Origin of the sequence: Streptococcus sp. UMB0029 (genome assembly GCF_002871495.1) — a bacterium.
In the GTDB taxonomy this organism is placed as follows: Bacteria; Bacillota; Bacilli; order Lactobacillales; family Streptococcaceae; genus Streptococcus.
The window spans coordinates 71,044-91,274 of record NZ_PNGD01000003.1 but is presented as its reverse complement, the minus strand read 5'-3'; the positions used below and the strand labels follow the sequence as shown (position 1 = coordinate 91,274).

The window sequence follows — 20,231 nt, the reverse complement described above, 5'->3', positions numbered from 1 at the left end:
ACCCTCCTAAATCAATGGTTTATAAGTTTCGTTTAATCTTAGAGCTTTCACTTCATCTCTTACTGTGAAAATCATCCCTCCGAACATCATAAACAAACCAGGAATCATTGCCACTCTAAGTAGTTTTTCATCAACCAATACAAATAACATAGGGCCTCCAGCCATTACTACATTAAACACAGCACCAATAAAAGAAAACCTCAAGACCAATCGATTGATAAAACGACTCGTTTCTTCACCCGGATAGACTCCATAAATATATTCTCCTGATTTCTTCATTCGATCTGAAATTTGTTCCCCACTCATATTTACAAAAGCAAAGGCTATACTAAAAATAAAAAGAATAATCATATACATATAAATCCACAATGGTTTACCCATTATATATTGAGATGAAATTTCAGTAAAAAGTAGATTTCCCGGAAAAATCGTCTGTAACAACAACAACACATACGTTGGTAAACTCAAAAAAGTCATGACATACATAAAAGGCATCCCTCCAGCAGGATTAAGCATAATCTCAAAATAAGAATATCTTTTAAAACGATTATGTAGACCAATCTTATGAACTGCTATACGATAACGAGCACGATAAAGCAGAGCTACCAGATAAGTAAAAACAATACCCATAATAATCAAACCGATTAAAACAAAAAGAGGTACAGGAACCGTTCGAAACGTTTCAATCAAATCTTGAGGAATATTTAAAATCATACCAATCAACAAAATAATCATAGATCCCCCGATACCTACAGTTGCATTAATGTCTGATAACCACACCAAGAAAAAAGCCCCTGCTATCAACAGACAGGTATTTAATACGATAACCAACATTTTAGGCACATTGGACTGAATTGGAAGATTTAACGAAATAGCTAATGCTTGAATCAAAGCAATAAACAAGGTTAAGTACATCTGCCTTCTATTTTGTATTTCAATAGCTCCAGATGTCAGATTTAATTTTTTTGAAAAAGAAAGCATCTGCCATAAAATCATAGAAGACATCCAGGGAGATAATCCTACTGAAAACAAGGATAAACTTCTCAAATTTCCGCCTGTCATTGCTGTAGAAAAAGCCAAATAAGCAGCAGTTCCTCCTAAAAATTCCCTATTATTCATATCTACAAAAGGAAGGGTCACTCTACTTCCTGCTATAAATATGAATATAAAAAATAATGTTGCCAGTCCTTTTTTAACTGCAATCGATGAAAAAATATTTTTCATGTTTAATCCTACTCTCTAAAACTCACTTCTAGTCTATTTCTACTGAGTAATTTATAATCATTATACTATCAGGTATTTTAATCTTTTTATTAACTTTTACGTTACTATTATAACAAAAAAAGCAGAAAAAATCTGCTTCTAACTCCCTTAAGGAAATAATGAAAAAGTGTATGTTAGTTAATTAAATAGGTTGTTTTTATACACTATCAGCTCACTGGACATTCTTTATTCTTTTAATTATTATCTATAAGATCTAGTATTTCCGTATATCTCCTGAAAATCTCTGTATCCTGCAGACCATTTTCTTTAGCCGATTCCCATCCCTGTCTTATGTTACTTAAGGTGTTCTCCTTTTCGTCGAAACTATTCCATCCCTTTATGGTATAGATAGCTAAACGTTCTAATACACACTCTAACTTATCTATTAATAGCTTCTCAGTTACTGTATTAACAATGCTTCCTTCTCTACCTATCCTATATATATATAAAGATTTATGAATATAAGTACTACGAGATGATTTCGCAAATAATTTATAATTTGTTCGACTGTCTTCTGTAAGTTTACCTTTGGGAAACCTAATATTATCAAATAAACTTCGACTAAAAAGAATTCCCCAACTCGTTACAAAAGAGTAATCACGTGGTTCCAACAAAGGGAGTTTATTAATTAACTCTTCCCCTTCATAGGTTTCTTCATAGTAGTCATCCCATACATGGATTAAATAATGGTTTTCTTTAACGTCAAATTGTGCATAGTTTGAAATAACAATTTCAGAATCATTTTTTAAAGCAGCTTGATACATATCTTCAATATATGTTGCTTCAACCCAATCATCTGAATCTATGAAAGTAAGAAATTTCCCTTTTGCACGAGCCACACCATAATTTCGTGCGTCAGATAATCCCCCATTTTCCTTTTCAAAATAATAAAATCTGCTATCTCTAGCAACATATTCTTGGCAAATCTCTCCAGATGAATCTGGTGAACCATCATTTATCAATAAAACTTCTATATTTGAATAAGTTTGATGTTCAATACTATCTAAACACATTCGAAGGTAGTTTTCGACATTATAAATTGGTACTATGATACTAATCAAAGACTGAGAATACATTACACTATCTGACATTACAGAAATAAAAGACTCATAAGATTTTAACACTTGAGAATCAGGAAATTGACTCAATCTAAAATATAAAATAATCTTAAATTTTTCTATATAGCTATGATTTAGAATACCTATTTCCATAATTTTTTTTAATATTTTCTCATATATTCTAATTTCAGAAATGGCATGTGATTCTAAGCAATTATTCGAAGCACTCGTTTGATGTTGCCTATAAATATAAGTTGGTTGGTTCACGTAATAAATGGAGGAAACGTTTAAATATAAATTAAAAAAGAAATCTAAATCCTCCCCATAATTGATCGACTCATCAAACAATAGATTCTTTACTACATCCGCCTTGAACAATTTAGATACAGCACAATTAAAATCATGATTTAAAGAAGATAGTTCTGGAAAAAGTTCTAAAAACTCATCTCTAGATACTTTTCCAATATCCAAAGTATGTAATTGTTCTTCCGAATAAAACGGCAAATAATACAAATTATCATCCATATTAAAATCTTTATGAGTTGAAATGGCAACATCTACCTCATTCTCTTTAAGAGCATTATACAGTACTTCTAAATAATTTTCTTCAATCCAATCATCCGAATCTACAAAAGTAATATAATTACCTTTTACATTCTTCAGACCTAAATTGCGTGCTGAAGATACTCCACCATTCTCTTTTTCAAAATAGCGTATTCGAGAATCTTTTTCTGCAAATTCTTTACAGATCATTGCAGAATCGTCAACTGATCCATCATTGACAAGAAGCACTTCAAAATTTTTATAACTTTGATTAATGATACTATCCAAACACTGGCGTAAATAGCAATCAGTATTGTAAATAGGGACAATAATGCTAATTAATTCCTTTGAATCTCCCATATTTTTCTTTCCTTTAACTATTTTTTATAAACTCAAACTTACAATCTTCTAAATAATAGAAGATGATAACACATCTGACTTGTTCAGAAACTATTTTAACTCATAGCTAATGATAGCACAAATCAAATCAACTTTTAGTTCAAATCTTTTATTTGATTGCGATAAGATTGTTCCATAATCTCAAAAGTCTTAAACTTAACATTAAAATTCTCAACTTTTATACATATTTCATCCCTTTCTCTATTACATTGCTTTTTCATACACAGTTTTCATAACTATTGTATAACATAGTTATGAACTATATGGTTACCAAATAAGTCTATTATTAATTTGAAGATACATTTTTATATGATTAATACTATGCTATTTAACTTTCATCTACTAATGATAATATTTCCGTATATCTCCTAAAAATTTCTGTATCCTGCAATCCATTTTCTTTTGCTTGTTGATATCGTAATCTCAAACATCCCAAGACATTATTCTTTTCATCAGAGTAATTCCAGCCTTTTATGGTATAAATAGCTAATCTTTCTAACAAGCATTCTAAAACATCTGTTAAGAGCTTCTCATTAACACTACTTCCAACACTCAGTATTCCTTCTCTATGAGAATAAATTTCCTTATGGATATAAGTGATTTTTTTTGATTTAAAAAACAATTTATAATTAGTCCAAGAATCTTCTATTACTTTCCCCTTAGGAAATTTTACATTATTAAATAATTCTTTCTTGAATAGAATTCCCCAACTAGTTATGTATATATAGCCGTTTAATTCCAATTTGGGAAGTTCCATGATAAGTTCTTCACTAGTATAATTCTTTTCATAGTAATCATCCCAAATATGGACATAATAATTTCTATCACTCTCATTATAGATAGTGTAATGTGAGATAACAGTATCTGAATCATTTCGAATAGCTGCTTGATATAAATCTTCCACATAAGTTAAACTTAACCAATCATCCGAATCTACAAAGGTTAGATACTTTCCATTTGATCTTTCAATACCATAATTTCGTGCATCAGATGCACCTCCATTTTCTTTTTCAAAGTAACGAAAACGACTATCTCTTGCAACATATTCTTGACAGATTTCTCCAGATGAATCTGGTGAACCGTCATTTATCAATAAAACTTCGATATTTGAATAAGTTTGATGTTCAATACTATCCAAACACATTCGGAGGTAGTTTTCGACATTATAAATTGGAACTATAATACTAATTAGTTCCCCACCATTTTCTACTTCAATCTCCTTAACTTCATCTGACAAAAATGAATATTGTCCTTGTTCAGCCAACTCTAATTTTTTACGTACTTCCTTTGCCTCATCAATATAATCATGTTCTTCTAATTGCCCTAATATTCTCTGTAATACATAGCTGTACATATTAAAGGAATGCTGAATTTCTATACCTTCTATATCTTTTGTTTCTTTTATCCTCTCTTCAAGAGCATCAATATAATCTAAATGCTTGAGAGTGAAAATATTAGACAATCCTGAAGGATTCATACGATAAACATAGGAAGCTCCATTAAAAACATAAATTTTATCAGCTTTCATATACAATTTCCAGATTAAAAATTGATCCTCTGCATATTTTCCGTAGGGAAAGCGTAGCTCACTGAATAACTCTCGTTTAAATAATTTTCCCCAAGCGGTAGAAAAGGTTAGAAATGTAACATCAAGCATAGAATCTAGATATTGAATAGCCTGAAAATCTTTAAGTGATACCAACGAATCACTCTTAAAACGATCATTATAGAAGTAAAAATTCGAGTCACCAAAACGACAATACCCTCCTATTGTGATATCTGAGTCACTTAAACGACTAGCGTGGTACAAATTCTCTAAATAATCTTCAAAGAGAAAATCATCCGAATCTAGAAAAGTGATATAATGTCCCTTAGCTCTATCAAGTCCATAATTCCTAGCATCAGACAATCCCCCATTTTCCTTTTCAAAATAGTGGAAGCGGCTGTCACGTTCTGCAAACTCTTGACAGATAGCTCCTGAACTATCTGTTGAGCCATCATTTACCATCAGAACTTCAAAATCCTTATAAGTTTGTGATAGAACACTATCCAAACACGACCTTAGATAATTCTCTACATTATACACTGGTATAATGATTGATATTGTTTCTGTTTTCAATTCATATCTCGCTTTCTTGCTATTCCTCTTTAAATCTATTAATTTTCATCTATATTCTTTTCTTTTTGTTTAACTATATTTATCAAGCACAATTGATTCTCTATTTTTTATAAGTGACTGTATCGGACATATTCCATACTGTCCCTATATTATATTTCATCCACTGTAATAAACCAGTATGATGATTTCTAGCTTCCTGAAATTCTGTTAATATTTTTGACGCATTTAAACATCTTCTTTATTATATATTGGTACAATAACACTAATTAATTGATTTTCCATAGCTTATTCTCTTATTTTTTTAAGAATAGGTATTCTTCATTCTCAGCACATTCCACTTTTTCTCTTAACTCCGCTTCTTCTTTAATAAATCCTTTCCCTTCCAACATAGAAAGATTTCTCTTCAAAGCAAATTTATACTGATTAAATGCCAATTCCATAGGATAAGCTAATTCTGGCATTTTCATTAAGGTATGAATACGTTCTTCAATCGCTTCAATAAAATCTAAGTGAGATAGATTATAATTTTGCGTCAATCCCTTATAATTTACTCTATAGGCATAGACATCTGACTGATAGCGAACAATCACATCACTTGCAAGATATAATCTCCACATAATAAATTGATCTTCTGCGTATTTTCCTTTAGGAAAACGAATAGTCTCAAACAAGTTCTTTTTAAATAACTTACCCCATACAGCCGAATAACGAAGAAATGGGTAATCTTCCATACTATCCATACCTTCAATGGCCTCTGTTGCTGATATATGAGATAATATCTCCCCATCTTTATCTGGATTATACAAGTAAAACACACCATCATTAAAGTGACAAAATGAACCTACTACAATATCTGCTTTCATCAAAGTGCTGGCATAGTACAAGTTTTCGATACTTTTTTCAAACATAAAGTCATCTGGATCGCAGAAAAAGATATAATCCCCCATCGCAATATCTAATCCTGCATTTCGAGCATCCGACTGTCCACCATTTTCCTTATCAATATAGATAAAACGTGAATCATCTTTGGTCAATTCTTTTGCAATTCTTATACTATCGTCTAAGCTACCATCATTTACAATAATAATTTCCAAATTACTATAAGTTTGCGATAAAATATTATGAATACAATGTGCTATATATTCTTCAACATTATAGACAGGGATAATAATTGATATTAATGGAAAATTCATATATGCCTTCCTCACTATTTAGATAAATCCTCAACAACTTGCTGATTGTAATCTTCATCTTCAATCAGTTCAATTTCTTGATCAGAATAATATTCTGCAGTATGCTTATGTTGTAACTGCACTCTAGTTTCTGCTCCCATCTTCATCCATTCATACTCCGAATCGATATGCCCAAGGTCTAAAGCACGATAGCCTAATTGAGATAATTGATAAGCTAGTACCTTAGCAGTTGGTCCTAACATTAATAAAATCAAGCGTCCCTCTACATGCTCTAGAATCTTTTCTCGTATCTCCTGAATTTTAGAAAAAGCGTTGTAAGAAGGGCATATAATACGCTTAATAGAGCTAGCCTTATCAAATAAATCATTTCCAACGCCCGAACGCGAAGTTACCCCTTCTACAATTAGTAAGTCTTTCCCTTCGAATAATTGTTTCATTTTTTCAAATTGGTCAAAAGCACGACTCCTATCTTTATTATAAATATAAGGTCTTGATATAAAGGCTGAGCCATACTTCTGTGATTGGCAATATATTCTGAAAAATGGTGCAAAAGCGTCTAATTCCCTCTTCCAGAAAGTCTCAGAGTTATGATCTTGAGGGAAATTTCCTGCAAAAACTTCAAAAACCTCTGGCATGCAAATTAATATATCTTCCTTATTTGCATTTAATAAAATATCTTTCATACTATTAGATAACTCTTCGTTATACTCTTGGAATCCTATATCATAACCATTCATAATATGAAACTCTCCATCTCCAAAACGAATAAGTGATTGTTCTGTTTCCAATAATTGATCCAAGGTTTCATCTATAGACATGACTGAAATATCAAATAATTCTTCTTGTTTAAATGTTTGACGAAATTTATCGGCTCCAATTTCAGAGAATAAACGAATCGCATCCTCCATTTTTTCTAACTCCTGTCTTAGAAAAAGATATTGAGGTACATTCCCTTTATGAGTAGCATAAAATGAAAAAATAGGCTTATTCATCTCACTCATTCTCTCTAAAATTGTCTCATTTATATCCCCATGATTAATATTAAGATAAGCATCCATATTTTCTAATAATTGATCAAAAGTAGCTGGGATACACTCAGGATGTAGGTAAATATTATCTCTTTGGCCCAGAGCACTTAGCCACGATCCAAATTCTGTATAAGCAGCTATATGAAAGCGATGTTCTGGAAAGCTACTTGCTAAATGTTCAATTCCTTCAAATTGTTCTGTTCCTGTTAATGTGAAGAAATCCAATCCCTGCTTTTCTTTTTGTAAAGAAAATTCTCCTAGATGATGAGCTAAAACTTGGGAAAGTTCTAAATTATAAAATTCCCACCATTTTTCTCTATATCTGTATGATGTTGAACTATTCCATGGTTTTCTATAAGTTGTGTAATGAATAATCAGAGGACTATCCTTCATACAAAAATGCTCTTGCCAGTTACTATAAAATGCTACGATATCATGACCAACCTGAACATTGAATCGCTTATCCAACTCCAACCAATTGTCCTGAAAAACATAGTTCAAGATTGTCTGATCTCCATTAAAATGTTCTAATTCCCAATGTTCGCTTTTCTCACCTTCAGATAATTCTAAGCATTTATCTAAAACAGATAATTCCTTCCACTGTAGATTATCAATGAGCATAACACCAGTATTAAAACTACCATCCACATCACGTACAGCAGCTACTGGAAATCCTTTTAAGTCTGTTAAGAAAAAAGAGGTTAAGCTGCCATTAACAATAACATCTGTATCTAGATAAAGTACTCTCTCCCTATCAATAAAACGAGGAATAAAATACTTAGCATAAGCAATCGGACTAATATGATTTTGCGTTCTCCACTCAGCTGAAATCAATCCTATATCAAAGGGAATATTGTAAAGTTCCCCCCCCAGATTTCTCACTATACGTCTCATTTTTCTAAACCAATCTGGCATAATACCTTGATTTATGATATAAAAATCAACTGATTTATTGTGATACATGATGGATTTCATGGTCACAGTTAATTGTTCTGTATAAGCTTGATCAGCAATCAAAACGATTGCAATTCTTTCTGGTGTCATTTCTCCTCCGAAAATTTATGATTTATACTATTCTGCACTCAAGTCTACAACAACCTGACTCAAATATGCTTCATCATCTGCTAATTCTATTTCTGTATCTAGATTAAACTCTGCAGTATGTTTATTCTGTAATAAAACCTTATTTTCAGCTCCCATCTGCATCCACTCATACTCAGAATCAACATGTCCAATATCAATTGCCTGCATACCCTTGGTAGCAAGTTGATAAGCTAAAACTTTAGCTGTAGGACCTAGCATTAACAAAACTAAACGTCCATCAGCATGGTTCATGATTTCTTCCATTATCTCATTTTTCTTATCATAAGCGTGTCGAGATGGGCAAATAATTCTCTTAATACTCTTGGCACCATCAAATAAATCATTTCCTACCCCAGATCTAGAAGCGTATCCTTCTACGATAAGAATATCTTTTCCTTCCCATAGCTTTTTCAACTTTTCAAACTGAGATTTTGCTTTTGATTTATCTAAAAAATCAATATAAGGTCTGGAAATAAAAGTTGAGCCATACCAAGTATTTTTACAATACTCTAGATAAAATTCTTCATAATCCTCTAAATATTGTCTCCAAAAAGCTAGAGCATCTGGAACAAAAGAGAAACGATTTTTTAAACCTTCTTGTAAACCAATAACTAATGTAGAACTGCTCTCTTGACTAAAAATAAATTTCAATTCTTCTGCAAGATTAGGATCATATTTCTGATAATTAATAGATTGGCCTAACATGATTGCAGCCTCACCATCACCAAATCGTGCTATTGAAGATTGATACTCCAGAATATAATCAAGCGTTTCATCTATAGTCTGCACTTCAAAATCAAAGGGTTTATTGGGCAATTGTTTTGTTTCAGCATAATTCCTAATTGCAGCTACCATAGCATCAACATTTCTGATAGAAAAGAGATACTGTCCTTTTTCCCCATTTTGTGTTTTATAAAAGGCAAAACTAGGAATAGATTTGTCTGACAGGAGGTTAAAAACCCCATCTACTTCCCCACCATAGTTAATATCCAAATATAGATCAGTCTTGTCTAATAGTTCCTCAATCTGTTCTGAATCTGAGGCTGGATATAGATAGACATTTTCTTTCTCAGCCAAGTTTGTCAAACGTGGTCCCATAAGAGTTCTAGCAGCAATGCTAAAATCACACTCAGGAAGTTGTTCTACTAGGTATTCAATTTGTTCCAAATCCTGACTATTTGTAACTGTCAATAGTCGAATACCTCTTGATATTTGATTGTTACTAATTCCTAATTCAAAAACTGCTTGCAACAAAAACTGTTTTGCATAAAAACCTTGACTTAGTAAAAAAGAAAAATAACGTACTCTACTACACATTTGAAGATAGGCTTCTTCTGATAGTTGTTCCACCAAATGGCTTGCTTCCTCTAAGTTATCAACTACAAATCCCAATCCTTGCTCTACTATAAAGTCCGAGTTAGACAAGGTAGCAGGAATAATGACAGGAATGCCTGCGGCTAAATAAGTACTCAACTTATAAGAAACATTCATACTGTAATAATCTATATTTTGTTCCTCATTTTGATGTGTAGTCCAAACCAGTCCAAATCCACCTTTTGATAACTCTAAGAGCATTTCTTCATCAGTCTTCCAACCCTCAATGTGAACTTGAGTCGATAAAGAAAGCTGTTCTTCATTTGAAAATACAGTTAGCGAAACTGTCCCCTCCCAGGTTTTTAATTCTGGGAAACGGCTTAAATTTCCTGCAAAATAGATTTCTTTTTTAAATTTAGGTTCATGTAAGTCCAAATCATGAGGATGATCCCACATTCTTTGAAAAATAATTTTTTTAACATTCAGGCCATTTTGAAGTAGTTTTTCTTTCATAGCTTCTGATGGTAAGATGATACTATCTGCCATATTGTAAAGGTTGATGTAATCCTGCATCAGAAATTCATTTGCTTTAAACATCAGGGGAATCACATCATGGACAAATACTATGATTTTCACATTGAGAAGTTTCAACTTACTTAAAAATTCTCTTTCAAACTCTAAACCATTCCAAGTAGGTGTTTGAAAAATGACCACATCTCCCATTGAAACACTTGCTAGAATCCCATCTAATCTTCTACTTCTCTCTTCTACAGTTTCAGCCGATGCATGGTAAAAATAAATCCCTAACTCTCTAAATCCTAGTTGAGCAGCAATTTTTTGAACAGCATTTTGAGCAATAGTTGCTGTACTTTCCCTAGCCATTCCATATAGATTGGTAATATGTAATTTCATTTCTCTCCACTTTCTATCATATCCTTTTTTCCTAGTTCTTGATTTTAAACAATCCTCTCATCATCTACAAAGACTTTTTCTTTACCTACAGACTAACATATTATCCTTCTAGTAGAAATAGTACCTCTTGCAACCATCTTGCAGTTTGAGTAAATTCCAATCCCTCTAATTTCATCTTGTCTACTAGATCGTGAAGATACAAAATACAGTCATCTACATAGGAAGTAACTTCTAGATCTCTAGCAGTTAGAAATGCAATAAAATTCAATCGATGTTGAATATCACTCCTAATTTTTTCTAATTCAAAGTGTTTGTATTCATCGTTACTAGTTCGATAAATGTAAGTATCTTTGTTTACATATACAATTTTATCAGAAATTAGATATAGTTTATACCAAAATTCCATATCTTCACCTAAAGTTGTTTCTTCATTAAAACGAATAGTCTCTACTCTTACACTCTTAACCAATTTTCCCCATGTAGAGCCATATGAATGATCAAATGAAGATAATAATTGTAATTTATCAATCAATTCTAGACCTGTAAATGTCTTTTTATCATATCCCCTCTGAAAAGAATGAAAATACCAACAATTATCCGCCATATGAAATCTTTTATAAGTAGATACTGATATATCTGCATTCTCATCTATAAGTGCATTATAAAGAACTTCTAAATAATCAGAATCTACCCAATCATCCGAATCAATAAAAGTGATATACTCTCCTTTAGAATGTTCAATTCCCAGATTTCGTGCAGAGGATACCCCACCATTTTCCTTTTCAAAATAGAGAAAACGAGAGTCTTTAGAAACATACTCTCTACAAATATCCGCTGAATGATCAGGTGAACCATCATTTATTAATAAACACTCGAAATTTTGATAAGTCTGCCCCATAATACTATCTAAACATTGGCGTAAATAATTTTCAACATTGTAGACTGGAACTATGATACTAATTAATTCATTTTTCATATAATTACTCCTTTAAACATAATGTTTCTTAACTGCGTTCTTTTATAACAAGATTCCCATCATTATAAACCACACTATTAGCCGGGATATCTTTACGCACTAAGCAACCTGCCCCAATAATAGTATTATCCCCAATAGTCACCCCTTTTAAAATCGTGACATTACTTCCTATCCAGCAGTCTTTTCCAACTTTAATTGGCGCAGTTGTCCACTGCCATTTTTCAATTGTTTCAGCTGTATAGATATGATCATGGTCGTAAAAACGAACTCCCTCTCCCATCATAGTTCCAGAACCTATTTCAATTCTCTCCATACAATTAAAACTGCAAGAGTTATTGATAAAGACACCATCATGCAGTATCAACTTGCCAGAAGAGACATGAAAATTTTCAAAATTTCTGCAGATAACATTAGCTCCTACAACCAAGTTGGCCTTATCATCTATTTGAAATACATTCCAATTTCCATCTTGGATGATATTTTCTTGATGATTCACCCCCGCTTGGATTGAATTTATACTATCACGAATTCTACTAACCAATTCATCAGGTCTATTCGCTTCAAAGACTTCCTGACCTTGATTCCCATGGACTGTATTGTCAAAAGCCAAGACTATTTTACCAGCCTGCATAAATTTGGAAACAATAGAATCAACTTCTTGAAAATGATTGATATCCAATAGGATGTCGCATATATTCACTAAAAAATCAATTTGCTGATTAGTTGTAACTGTCATGAGACGGACATTATATTCAGACTCCAGTACTTTTATCTTTTCAGAAAACTGTACAGGAGCTGCAATATGAAAACAAATATCTGGTAAGTTTTCTAAAATATATTCTAATTGTTCAATCTGATCACTTACAGTTAAGATTAGTGCATCACCTCGCACAGTATTTTTTCTCATCTATTTAACTCTCTTATTCTCTCTATCATTTCTGAAACTTGATCAATCTGATATATCTCTTGATCCGCTTCATAAGATTTAGTATTCTCAAAGGCTAATATTGGTTTATTTTGGGAAATAAATTGCTCTAATATCTCTACTTCCTTCTCACCATAGTTGATATCTAAAAGAAGCTGACAACTTTCCACCAATTCTCTATCCAATTCCTCTAAAGACACTGTTCCAGAATAGATAGTAACGTTTGGATACACAACAAGCCTAGAAAGATTCTCACTAACGATTACTCTTGCTGCAATCTTAAATTGCACTTCTGGTAAAGCCACTATTAGTGTTTCCAGCTGCTCAATTTGATCTGAAGCTGTATAAATCAAACAAGAAAATGGAACTTTTATAGGATAAAGATGCAATTTTTTAAGAGAATGTAAATGATGATTTTTTCCCAACTCTGTCCATTCCATATCATGGTAATACCACCAAACATCACGATAGGTTTGGCTAGCGTGTGTATGCCAAGGCTTTCTCTCTGATAAATAATGGATGATTCCTGGATATTCCTGCCCATCTGGAAAACTATAGTTTGCGAAACGTTCATGAATGACAATATGATTATTATCAAAATCTAGTTCTAGCCATTTATTTTCAAAAAGCATATTTAAAATACTTTGATCAGCCTGATCCACTTTATCATGCCATTCATTGGTTAAGTCAATCAACTTTTGAGTTATATGTTCTTGCTTCCAGAGAGCATTATTAACCAAGAGAACACCTGCATTAAAGATTTCTCGACCGAAATAGGCTCTGCCTCCAAAATCTCTAATAGCCGCCAAAGGATAATCCTGTAAATCTGTAGCAAACAATTCATCTAGATTTTTCGTTACAACTAGATCACAATCCAAATAAAGAGCTTTGTCTTCTTTCACGAAATCAGCCACAAAATAACGCAAAAATACTGTGTAACTGATATCTGTTTTATAACGTGAGATTTGCTCAGAAGTTACCCGACAATTGATAATTTCTGAATCAAACTTTTCCAAATGCTTATTTAATTGTTTCAACCATTCATTAGGAAAATCACTATTAATCAAATAGAAACGAATCGAGCGATTATGATAACAAATAGACTTAATAGTAGTCATTACCTGCTCAACATAGGCATAATTTGCTGCGAGGACAATAGCCTTCTTTTCCTTTTGATTCTGTATTGATAACTGATTTAAAAGAGTTCTTTTCATTTCAAACTCTTTATACGTTGCTGTATCGGATAAACCACTAGCTTGACCATTCGCTAGACTGACTTCCAACATCTGGCGATAAACTGCTAAGTGTTTCTCAAGAGGATATCCCATATTAGCTAGTAGAGTAATACGCTCAGACATAGCATCAACCAAGGCATGCATCCACTTTCCCGTCCAAATTCTGGAACTACTTCCTTCTCTTTGGCGATAAGCATATAAACCTTTATTCAAATAAATTGTCTTCTCAGCAAGTAAGTAAATCTTTTGATTGAGATAACCATCTTCTCCTAACTTACCTATATCAAAACGTAAGTGCTTAACCAAATCTGCCTTATAAAGTTTTCCCCAAACAGATATCAAAGCGAAACTCTTCATTTCTTGAGACTCATACAAGTTTTCAAAGATAGAAACATTGTCATAGACTTTCTCACAGTAAGAATCTCCAAATATATGGAAGTAGTACATTCCCTCAGCTTCATTAAAAGAATAATAATTTCCAACCGCAATATCAGCCTGATACTCCGTTATTTTTTTATATAGGTTTTCTACATAATCTAACTCGACCCAATCATCCGAATCAACAAAGGTCACATAAGATCCAGTCATTCGATCTAATCCCATATTTCTTGCTTCCGATTGACCACCATTCTCTTTATCAATATAGACAATTCGATTATCTTTTTGTGCATACTCTTGACAAATTATTCCTGAATTATCTGTAGAGCCATCATTGATAACGATAATTTCAAGATTTTTATAAGTTTGGTTAACTAAACTATCTAAGCATTTATCTAGGTAATGTTCAACATTATAAACTGGTACAATTACCGTAATTTTTTCAGTCATGTAGTCGTTCTCCTTTCCTACTATTATAACATTTTTTATGCTATTTTTCTGTCTCCCTTAAACTTTTAAAACGCAAAAAATCCCCTGGATGATTTTTCATCCAAGGGATTCTTCATAAATCGAAATAATAATACTTTCTATGTATTTTTAATCCGATTACTCCTCATCATCACGTTTACGGCGTTTCGCAAACAGACCTAAACCAGTCACAGCTGCCAAAGCTCCAAGGAGTACAGATGATTTGGAAGCTTCTGTACCTGTATTTGGCAATTGCTGTCTTGACTTACCTGTTGATTCTGATGGTGTTTCAGAAGATGATGCGTCAGCTGATGCTGAAGTACTTGCTGAGACCGAAGCACTTGTTGATACTGATTCAGATACCGATATGCTTGTTGACTCAGAGGTACTTGTTGACACCGATTCAGAAGCTGATACAGATGCGCTTACTGAAGCACTTTGACTGACACTTGCTGAACGTGAAGCACTATCACTCAAACTAAAGTTTGGCTTATCAGTGCTTTCTGGAACTGTCATACTTGATGAGGCACTTGTTGACGCTGAGGTAGACGCTACTGCACTTGTTGACGCTGAGGTAGACGCTACGGCACTTGTTGATGCTGAGGTAGACGCTACGGCGCTTGTGCTTGCTGAGGTAGACGCTACTGCACTTGTTGAGGCTGAGGTAGACGCTACAGCACTTGTTGATGCTGAAGTAGACGCTACAGCACTTGTTGACGCTGAGGTAGACGCTACAGCACTTGTGCTTGCTGAAGTAGACGCTACAGCACTAGTGCTTGCTGAGGTAGACGCTACAGCGCTTGTTGATGCTGAAGTAGACGCTACCGCACTTGTGCTTGCTGAAGTAGATGCTACGGCGCTTGTTGACGCTGAGGTAGACGCTACAGCACTTGTTGACGCTGAGGTAGACGCTACGGCACTTGTTGATGCTGAGGTAGACGCTACGGCGCTTGTGCTTGCTGAAGTAGACGCTACTGCACTTGTGCTTGCTGAAGTAGACGCTACGGCGCTTGTTGACGCTGAGGTAGACGCTACAGCGCTAGTACTTGCTGAAGTAGACGCTACAGCACTTGTTGAGGCTGAGGTAGACGCTACAGCGCTAGTACTTGCTGAAGTAGACGCTACGGCGCTTGTTGACGCTGAGGTAGACGCTACGGCGCTTGTGCTTGCTGAAGTAGAGGCTACAGCACTTGTGCTTGCTGAAGTAGATGCTACGGCGCTTGTTGACGCTGAGGTAGACGCTACTGCACTTGTTGACGCTGAGGTAGAGGCTACTGCACTTGTTGAGGCTGAGGTAGACGCTACTGCACTTGTTGATGCTGAAGTAGACGCTACTGCACTTGTTGACGCTGAGGTAGACGCTACAGCGCTAGTACTTGCTGAAGTAGACGCTACAGCACTTGTTGATGCTGAAGTAGACGCTACGGCACTTGTTGACGCTGAGGTAGACGCTACAGCACTTGTTGAGGCTGAGGTAGAGGCTACAGCACTTGTTGAGGCTGAGGTAGACGCTACAGCACTTGTTGATGCTGAAGTAGACGCTACAGCACTTGTGCTTGCTGAAGTAGACGCTACAGCACTAGTGCTTGCTGAGGTAGACGCTACAGCGCTTGTTGATGCTGAAGTAGACGCTACCGCACTTGTGCTTGCTGAAGTAGACGCTACGGCGCTTGTGCTTGCTGAGGTAGACGCTACGGCACTTGTTGATGCTGAGGTAGACGCTACGGCGCTTGTGCTTGCTGAGGTAGATGCTACAGCGCTTGTGCTTGCTGAAGTAGACGCTACAGCACTTGTTGACGCTGAGGTAGAGGCTACAGCACTTGTTGATGCTGAGGTAGACGCTACGGCGCTTGTTGACGCTGAGGTAGACGCTACGGCGCTTGTGCTTGCTGAAGTAGAGGCTACAGCACTTGTGCTTGCTGAAGTAGATGCTACGGCGCTTGTTGACGCTGAGGTAGACGCTACTGCACTTGTTGACGCTGAGGTAGAGGCTACTGCACTTGTTGAGGCTGAGGTAGACGCTACAGCACTTGTGCTTGCTGAAGTAGACGCTACAGCACTAGTGCTTGCTGAGGTAGACGCTACAGCGCTTGTTGATGCTGAAGTAGACGCTACGGCGCTTGTGCTTGCTGAAGTAGAGGCTACAGCACTTGTGCTTGCTGAAGTAGATGCTACGGCGCTTGTGCTTGCTGAGGTAGACGCTACAGCACTTGTTGACGCTGAAGTAGACGCTACTGCACTTGTGCTTGCTGAAGTAGACGCTACAGCGCTAGTACTTGCTGAAGTAGACGCTACAGCACTTGTTGAGGCTGAGGTAGACGCTACAGCGCTAGTACTTGCTGAAGTAGACGCTACAGCACTTGTTGAGGCTGAGGTAGATGCTACAGCACTTGTTGAGGCTGAGGTAGACGCTACAGCACTTGTTGATGCTGAAGTAGACGCTACAGCACTTGTTGACGCTGAGGTAGACGCTACAGCACTTGTGCTTGCTGAAGTAGACGCTACAGCACTAGTGCTTGCTGAGGTAGACGCTACAGCGCTTGTTGATGCTGAAGTAGACGCTACCGCACTTGTGCTTGCTGAAGTAGACGCTACGGCGCTTGTGCTTGCTGAGGTAGACGCTACGGCACTTGTTGATGCTGAGGTAGACGCTACGGCGCTTGTGCTTGCTGAGGTAGATGCTACAGCGCTTGTGCTTGCTGAAGTAGACGCTACAGCACTTGTTGACGCTGAGGTAGAGGCTACAGCACTTGTTGATGCTGAGGTAGACGCTACGGCGCTTGTTGACGCTGAGGTAGACGCTACGGCGCTTGTGCTTGCTGAAGTAGAGGCTACAGCACTTGTGCTTGCTGAAGTAGATGCTACGGCGCTTGTTGACGCTGAGGTAGACGCTACTGCACTTGTTGACGCTGAGGTAGACGCTACTGCACTTGTTGAGGCTGAGGTAGACGCTACAGCACTTGTTGATGCTGAAGTAGACGCTACGGCACTTGTTGACGCTGAGGTAGACGCTACAGCGCTAGTACTTGCTGAAGTAGACGCTACAGCACTTGTTGATGCTGAAGTAGACGCTACTGCACTTGTTGACGCTGAGGTAGACGCTACTGCACTTGTTGACGCTGAGGTAGAGGCTACGGCGCTAGTACTTGCTGAAGTAGACGCTACGGCACTTGTTGATGCTGAGGTAGACGCTACAGCACTTGTTGAGGCTGAGGTAGACGCTACGGCACTTGTTGATGCTGAGGTAGACGCTACGGCGCTTGTGCTTGCTGAGGTAGACGCTACAGCACTTGTTGACGCTGAAGTAGACGCTACTGCACTTGTGCTTGCTGAAGTAGACGCTACAGCGCTAGTACTTGCTGAAGTAGACGCTACAGCACTTGTTGAGGCTGAGGTAGACGCTACAGCGCTAGTACTTGCTGAAGTAGACGCTACAGCACTTGTTGAGGCTGAGGTAGATGCTACAGCACTTGTTGAGGCTGAGGTAGACGCTACAGCGCTAGTACTTGCTGAAGTAGACGCTACAGCACTTGTTGAGGCTGAGGTAGATGCTACAGCACTTGTTGAGGCTGAGGTAGACGCTACAGCACTTGTTGAGGCTGAGGTAGACGCTACAGCGCTAGTACTTGCTGAAGTAGACGCTACAGCACTTGTTGAGGCTGAGGTAGACGCTACAGCACTTGTTGACGCTGAGGTAGACGCTACTGCACTTGTTGACGCTGAGGTAGACGCTACAGCACTTGTGCTTGCTGAAGTAGATGCTACGGCGCTTGTTGATGCTGAGGTAGACGCTACGGCGCTTGTGCTTGCTGAGGTAGATGCTACAGCGCTTGTGCTTGCTGAAGTAGATGCTACAGCACTTGTTGAGGCTGAGGTAGACGCTACAGCACTTGTTGATGCTGAAGTAGACGCTACAGCACTTGTTGACGCTGAGGTAGACGCTACAGCGCTAGTACTTGCTGAAGTAGACGCTACTGCACTTGTTGATGCTGAAGTAGACGCTACTGCACTTGTTGACGCTGAGGTAGAGGCTACGGCGCTAGTACTTGCTGAAGTAGAGGCTACAGCACTTGTGCTTGCTGAAGTAGATGCTACGGCGCTTGTTGACGCTGAGGTAGACGCTACTGCACTTGTTGACGCTGAGGTAGACGCTACGGCACTTGTTGATGCTGAGGTAGACGCTACGGCGCTTGTGCTTGCTGAGGTAGACGCTACAGCACTTGTTGACGCTGAGGTAGACGCTACGGCACTTGTTGACGCTGAGGTAGACGCTACAGCGCTTGTGCTTGCTGAGGTAGACGCTACAGCACTTGTTGATGCTGAGGTAGACGCTACAGCACTTGTTGAGGCTGAGGTAGACGCTACTGCACTTGTTGACGCTGAGGTAGACGCTACAGCACTTGTGCTTGCTGAAGTAGACGCTACGGCGCTTGTGCTTGCTGAAGTAGACGCTACAGCACTTGTGCTTGCTGAAGTAGACGCTACGGCGCTTGTTGACGCTGAGGTAGACGCTACAGCGCTAGTACTTGCTGAAGTAGACGCTACAGCACTTGTTGAGGCTGAGGTAGACGCTACAGCGCTAGTACTTGCTGAAGTAGACGCTACAGCACTTGTTGAGGCTGAGGTAGATGCTACAGCACTTGTTGATGCTGAAGTAGACGCTACAGCGCTAGTACTTGCTGAGGTAGACGCTACGGCACTTGTTGATGCTGAAGTAGACGCTACGGCGCTTGTGCTTGCTGAGGTAGACGCTACAGCACTTGTGCTTGCTGAAGTAGACGCTACAGCACTTGTTGAGGCTGAGGTAGATGCTACAGCACTTGTTGAGGCTGAGGTAGACGCTACAGCACTTGTTGACGCTGAGGTAGACGCTACAGCACTTGTGCTTGCTGAAGTAGACGCTACAGCACTAGTGCTTGCTGAGGTAGACGCTACAGCGCTTGTTGATGCTGAAGTAGACGCTACAGCACTTGTGCTTGCTGAAGTAGACGCTACGGCGCTTGTGCTTGCTGAGGTAGACGCTACGGCACTTGTTGACGCTGAGGTAGAGGCTACGGCGCTAGTACTTGCTGAAGTAGACGCTACAGCACTTGTTGAGGCTGAGGTAGACGCTACGGCACTTGTTGACGCTGAGGTAGAGGCTACGGCGCTAGTACTTGCTGAAGTAGACGCTACAGCACTTGTTGATGCTGAGGTAGACGCTACAGCACTTGTTGACGCTGAGGTAGACGCTACAGCACTTGTGCTTGCTGAAGTAGACGCTACGGCGCTTGTGCTTGCTGAGGTAGACGCTACAGCACTTGTGCTTGCTGAAGTAGACGCTACAGCACTTGTTGA

11 protein-coding genes and 2 pseudogenes are annotated in these 20,231 nt (G+C 37.4%); 1 reads left to right on the top strand and 12 read right to left on the bottom strand.

All coding sequences use genetic code 11. The features are described 5' to 3' along the window. Positions 1-6: 6 nt before the first annotated feature. The 12 genes and pseudogenes from secY2 to CJ239_RS12355 form a co-directional block, all read right to left on the bottom strand. Entirely contained in the window at positions 7-1,224 is a 1,218-nt protein-coding gene (secY2, locus tag CJ239_RS02485) for an accessory Sec system protein translocase subunit SecY2 (RefSeq protein ID WP_102210423.1), read from the bottom strand. Positions 1,225-1,457: 233 nt separating this feature from the next. After that, positions 1,458-3,224 (bottom strand): glycosyltransferase family 2 protein, encoded by a 1,767-nt coding sequence (locus CJ239_RS02480; RefSeq protein WP_102210422.1) that lies wholly within the window; start codon positions 3,222-3,224, stop codon positions 1,458-1,460. A 90-nt stretch (positions 3,225-3,314) separates the two neighbouring features. Next, positions 3,315-3,478, bottom strand: a pseudogene (locus CJ239_RS12010) (IS5/IS1182 family transposase); the annotation flags it as partial. A gap of 113 nt (positions 3,479-3,591) precedes the next feature. Then, positions 3,592-5,382 carry a glycosyltransferase family 2 protein gene (locus CJ239_RS02475; RefSeq protein WP_102210421.1) on the bottom strand — a complete coding sequence of 597 codons (1,791 nt, stop codon included), beginning with the start codon at positions 5,380-5,382 and terminating at the stop codon, positions 3,592-3,594. A gap of 293 nt (positions 5,383-5,675) precedes the next feature. Continuing rightward, positions 5,676-6,575 (bottom strand): glycosyltransferase family 2 protein, encoded by a 900-nt coding sequence (locus CJ239_RS02470; RefSeq protein ID WP_102210420.1) that lies wholly within the window; start codon positions 6,573-6,575, stop codon positions 5,676-5,678. A 14-nt stretch (positions 6,576-6,589) separates the two neighbouring features. Further along, complete coding sequence (locus CJ239_RS02465; RefSeq protein WP_102210419.1) at positions 6,590-8,647, bottom strand: SP_1767 family glycosyltransferase; 2,058 nt, start codon at positions 8,645-8,647, stop codon at positions 6,590-6,592. A gap of 27 nt (positions 8,648-8,674) precedes the next feature. Then, positions 8,675-9,541, bottom strand: coding sequence for an SP_1767 family glycosyltransferase (locus tag CJ239_RS12005; RefSeq protein WP_257994406.1), 867 nt, complete (start codon positions 9,539-9,541; stop codon positions 8,675-8,677). 369 nt (positions 9,542-9,910) lie between these two features. Then, positions 9,911-10,912 (bottom strand): annotated as a pseudogene (locus CJ239_RS12000) (sugar transferase); the annotation flags it as partial. A 100-nt stretch (positions 10,913-11,012) separates the two neighbouring features. Continuing rightward, positions 11,013-11,888: a glycosyltransferase family 2 protein gene (locus CJ239_RS02455; protein WP_102210418.1), complete on the bottom strand. Its 876-nt coding sequence runs from the start codon at positions 11,886-11,888 to the stop codon at positions 11,013-11,015. Between the two features lie 28 nt (positions 11,889-11,916). After that, positions 11,917-12,795 carry a DapH/DapD/GlmU-related protein gene (locus CJ239_RS02450; RefSeq protein WP_102210417.1) on the bottom strand — a complete coding sequence of 293 codons (879 nt, stop codon included), beginning with the start codon at positions 12,793-12,795 and terminating at the stop codon, positions 11,917-11,919. Beyond that, positions 12,792-14,876 (bottom strand): glycosyltransferase, encoded by a 2,085-nt coding sequence (locus tag CJ239_RS02445; protein WP_102210416.1) that lies wholly within the window; start codon positions 14,874-14,876, stop codon positions 12,792-12,794. Before CJ239_RS02445 ends, CJ239_RS02450 begins: the two co-directional genes overlap by 4 nt. Positions 14,877-15,032: 156 nt before the next feature. After that, positions 15,033-15,410: an LPXTG cell wall anchor domain-containing protein gene (locus CJ239_RS12355; RefSeq protein WP_285307939.1), complete on the bottom strand. Its 378-nt coding sequence runs from the start codon at positions 15,408-15,410 to the stop codon at positions 15,033-15,035. On the opposite strand from CJ239_RS12355, the gene CJ239_RS12350 reads away from it, so the two are divergent. After that, positions 15,391-20,231: hypothetical protein (locus tag CJ239_RS12350; RefSeq protein ID WP_374703781.1), on the top strand; the 4,841-nt coding region annotated here is incomplete at its 3' end. The two genes, CJ239_RS12355 and CJ239_RS12350, sit on opposite strands and share 20 nt — an antisense overlap.

Excerpts from the sequence above, each read along its gene's own strand:
- secY2 (WP_102210423.1), bottom strand. The coding sequence starts at position 1,224 with ATGAAAAATATTTTTTCATCGATTGCAGTTAAAAAAGGACTGGCAACA.
- CJ239_RS02480 (WP_102210422.1), bottom strand. The coding sequence starts at position 3,224 with ATGGGAGATTCAAAGGAATTAATTAGCATTATTGTCCCTATTTACAAT.
- CJ239_RS02470 (WP_102210420.1), bottom strand. The coding sequence starts at position 6,575 with ATGAATTTTCCATTAATATCAATTATTATCCCTGTCTATAATGTTGAA.
- CJ239_RS02465 (WP_102210419.1), bottom strand. The coding sequence starts at position 8,647 with ATGACACCAGAAAGAATTGCAATCGTTTTGATTGCTGATCAAGCTTAT.
- CJ239_RS12005 (WP_257994406.1), bottom strand. The coding sequence starts at position 9,541 with ATGGTAGCTGCAATTAGGAATTATGCTGAAACAAAACAATTGCCCAAT.
- CJ239_RS02455 (WP_102210418.1), bottom strand. The coding sequence starts at position 11,888 with ATGAAAAATGAATTAATTAGTATCATAGTTCCAGTCTACAATGTTGAA.
- CJ239_RS02450 (WP_102210417.1), bottom strand. The coding sequence starts at position 12,795 with ATGAGAAAAAATACTGTGCGAGGTGATGCACTAATCTTAACTGTAAGT.
- CJ239_RS02445 (WP_102210416.1), bottom strand. The coding sequence starts at position 14,876 with ATGACTGAAAAAATTACGGTAATTGTACCAGTTTATAATGTTGAACAT.
- CJ239_RS12355 (WP_285307939.1), bottom strand. The coding sequence starts at position 15,410 with ATGACAGTTCCAGAAAGCACTGATAAGCCAAACTTTAGTTTGAGTGAT.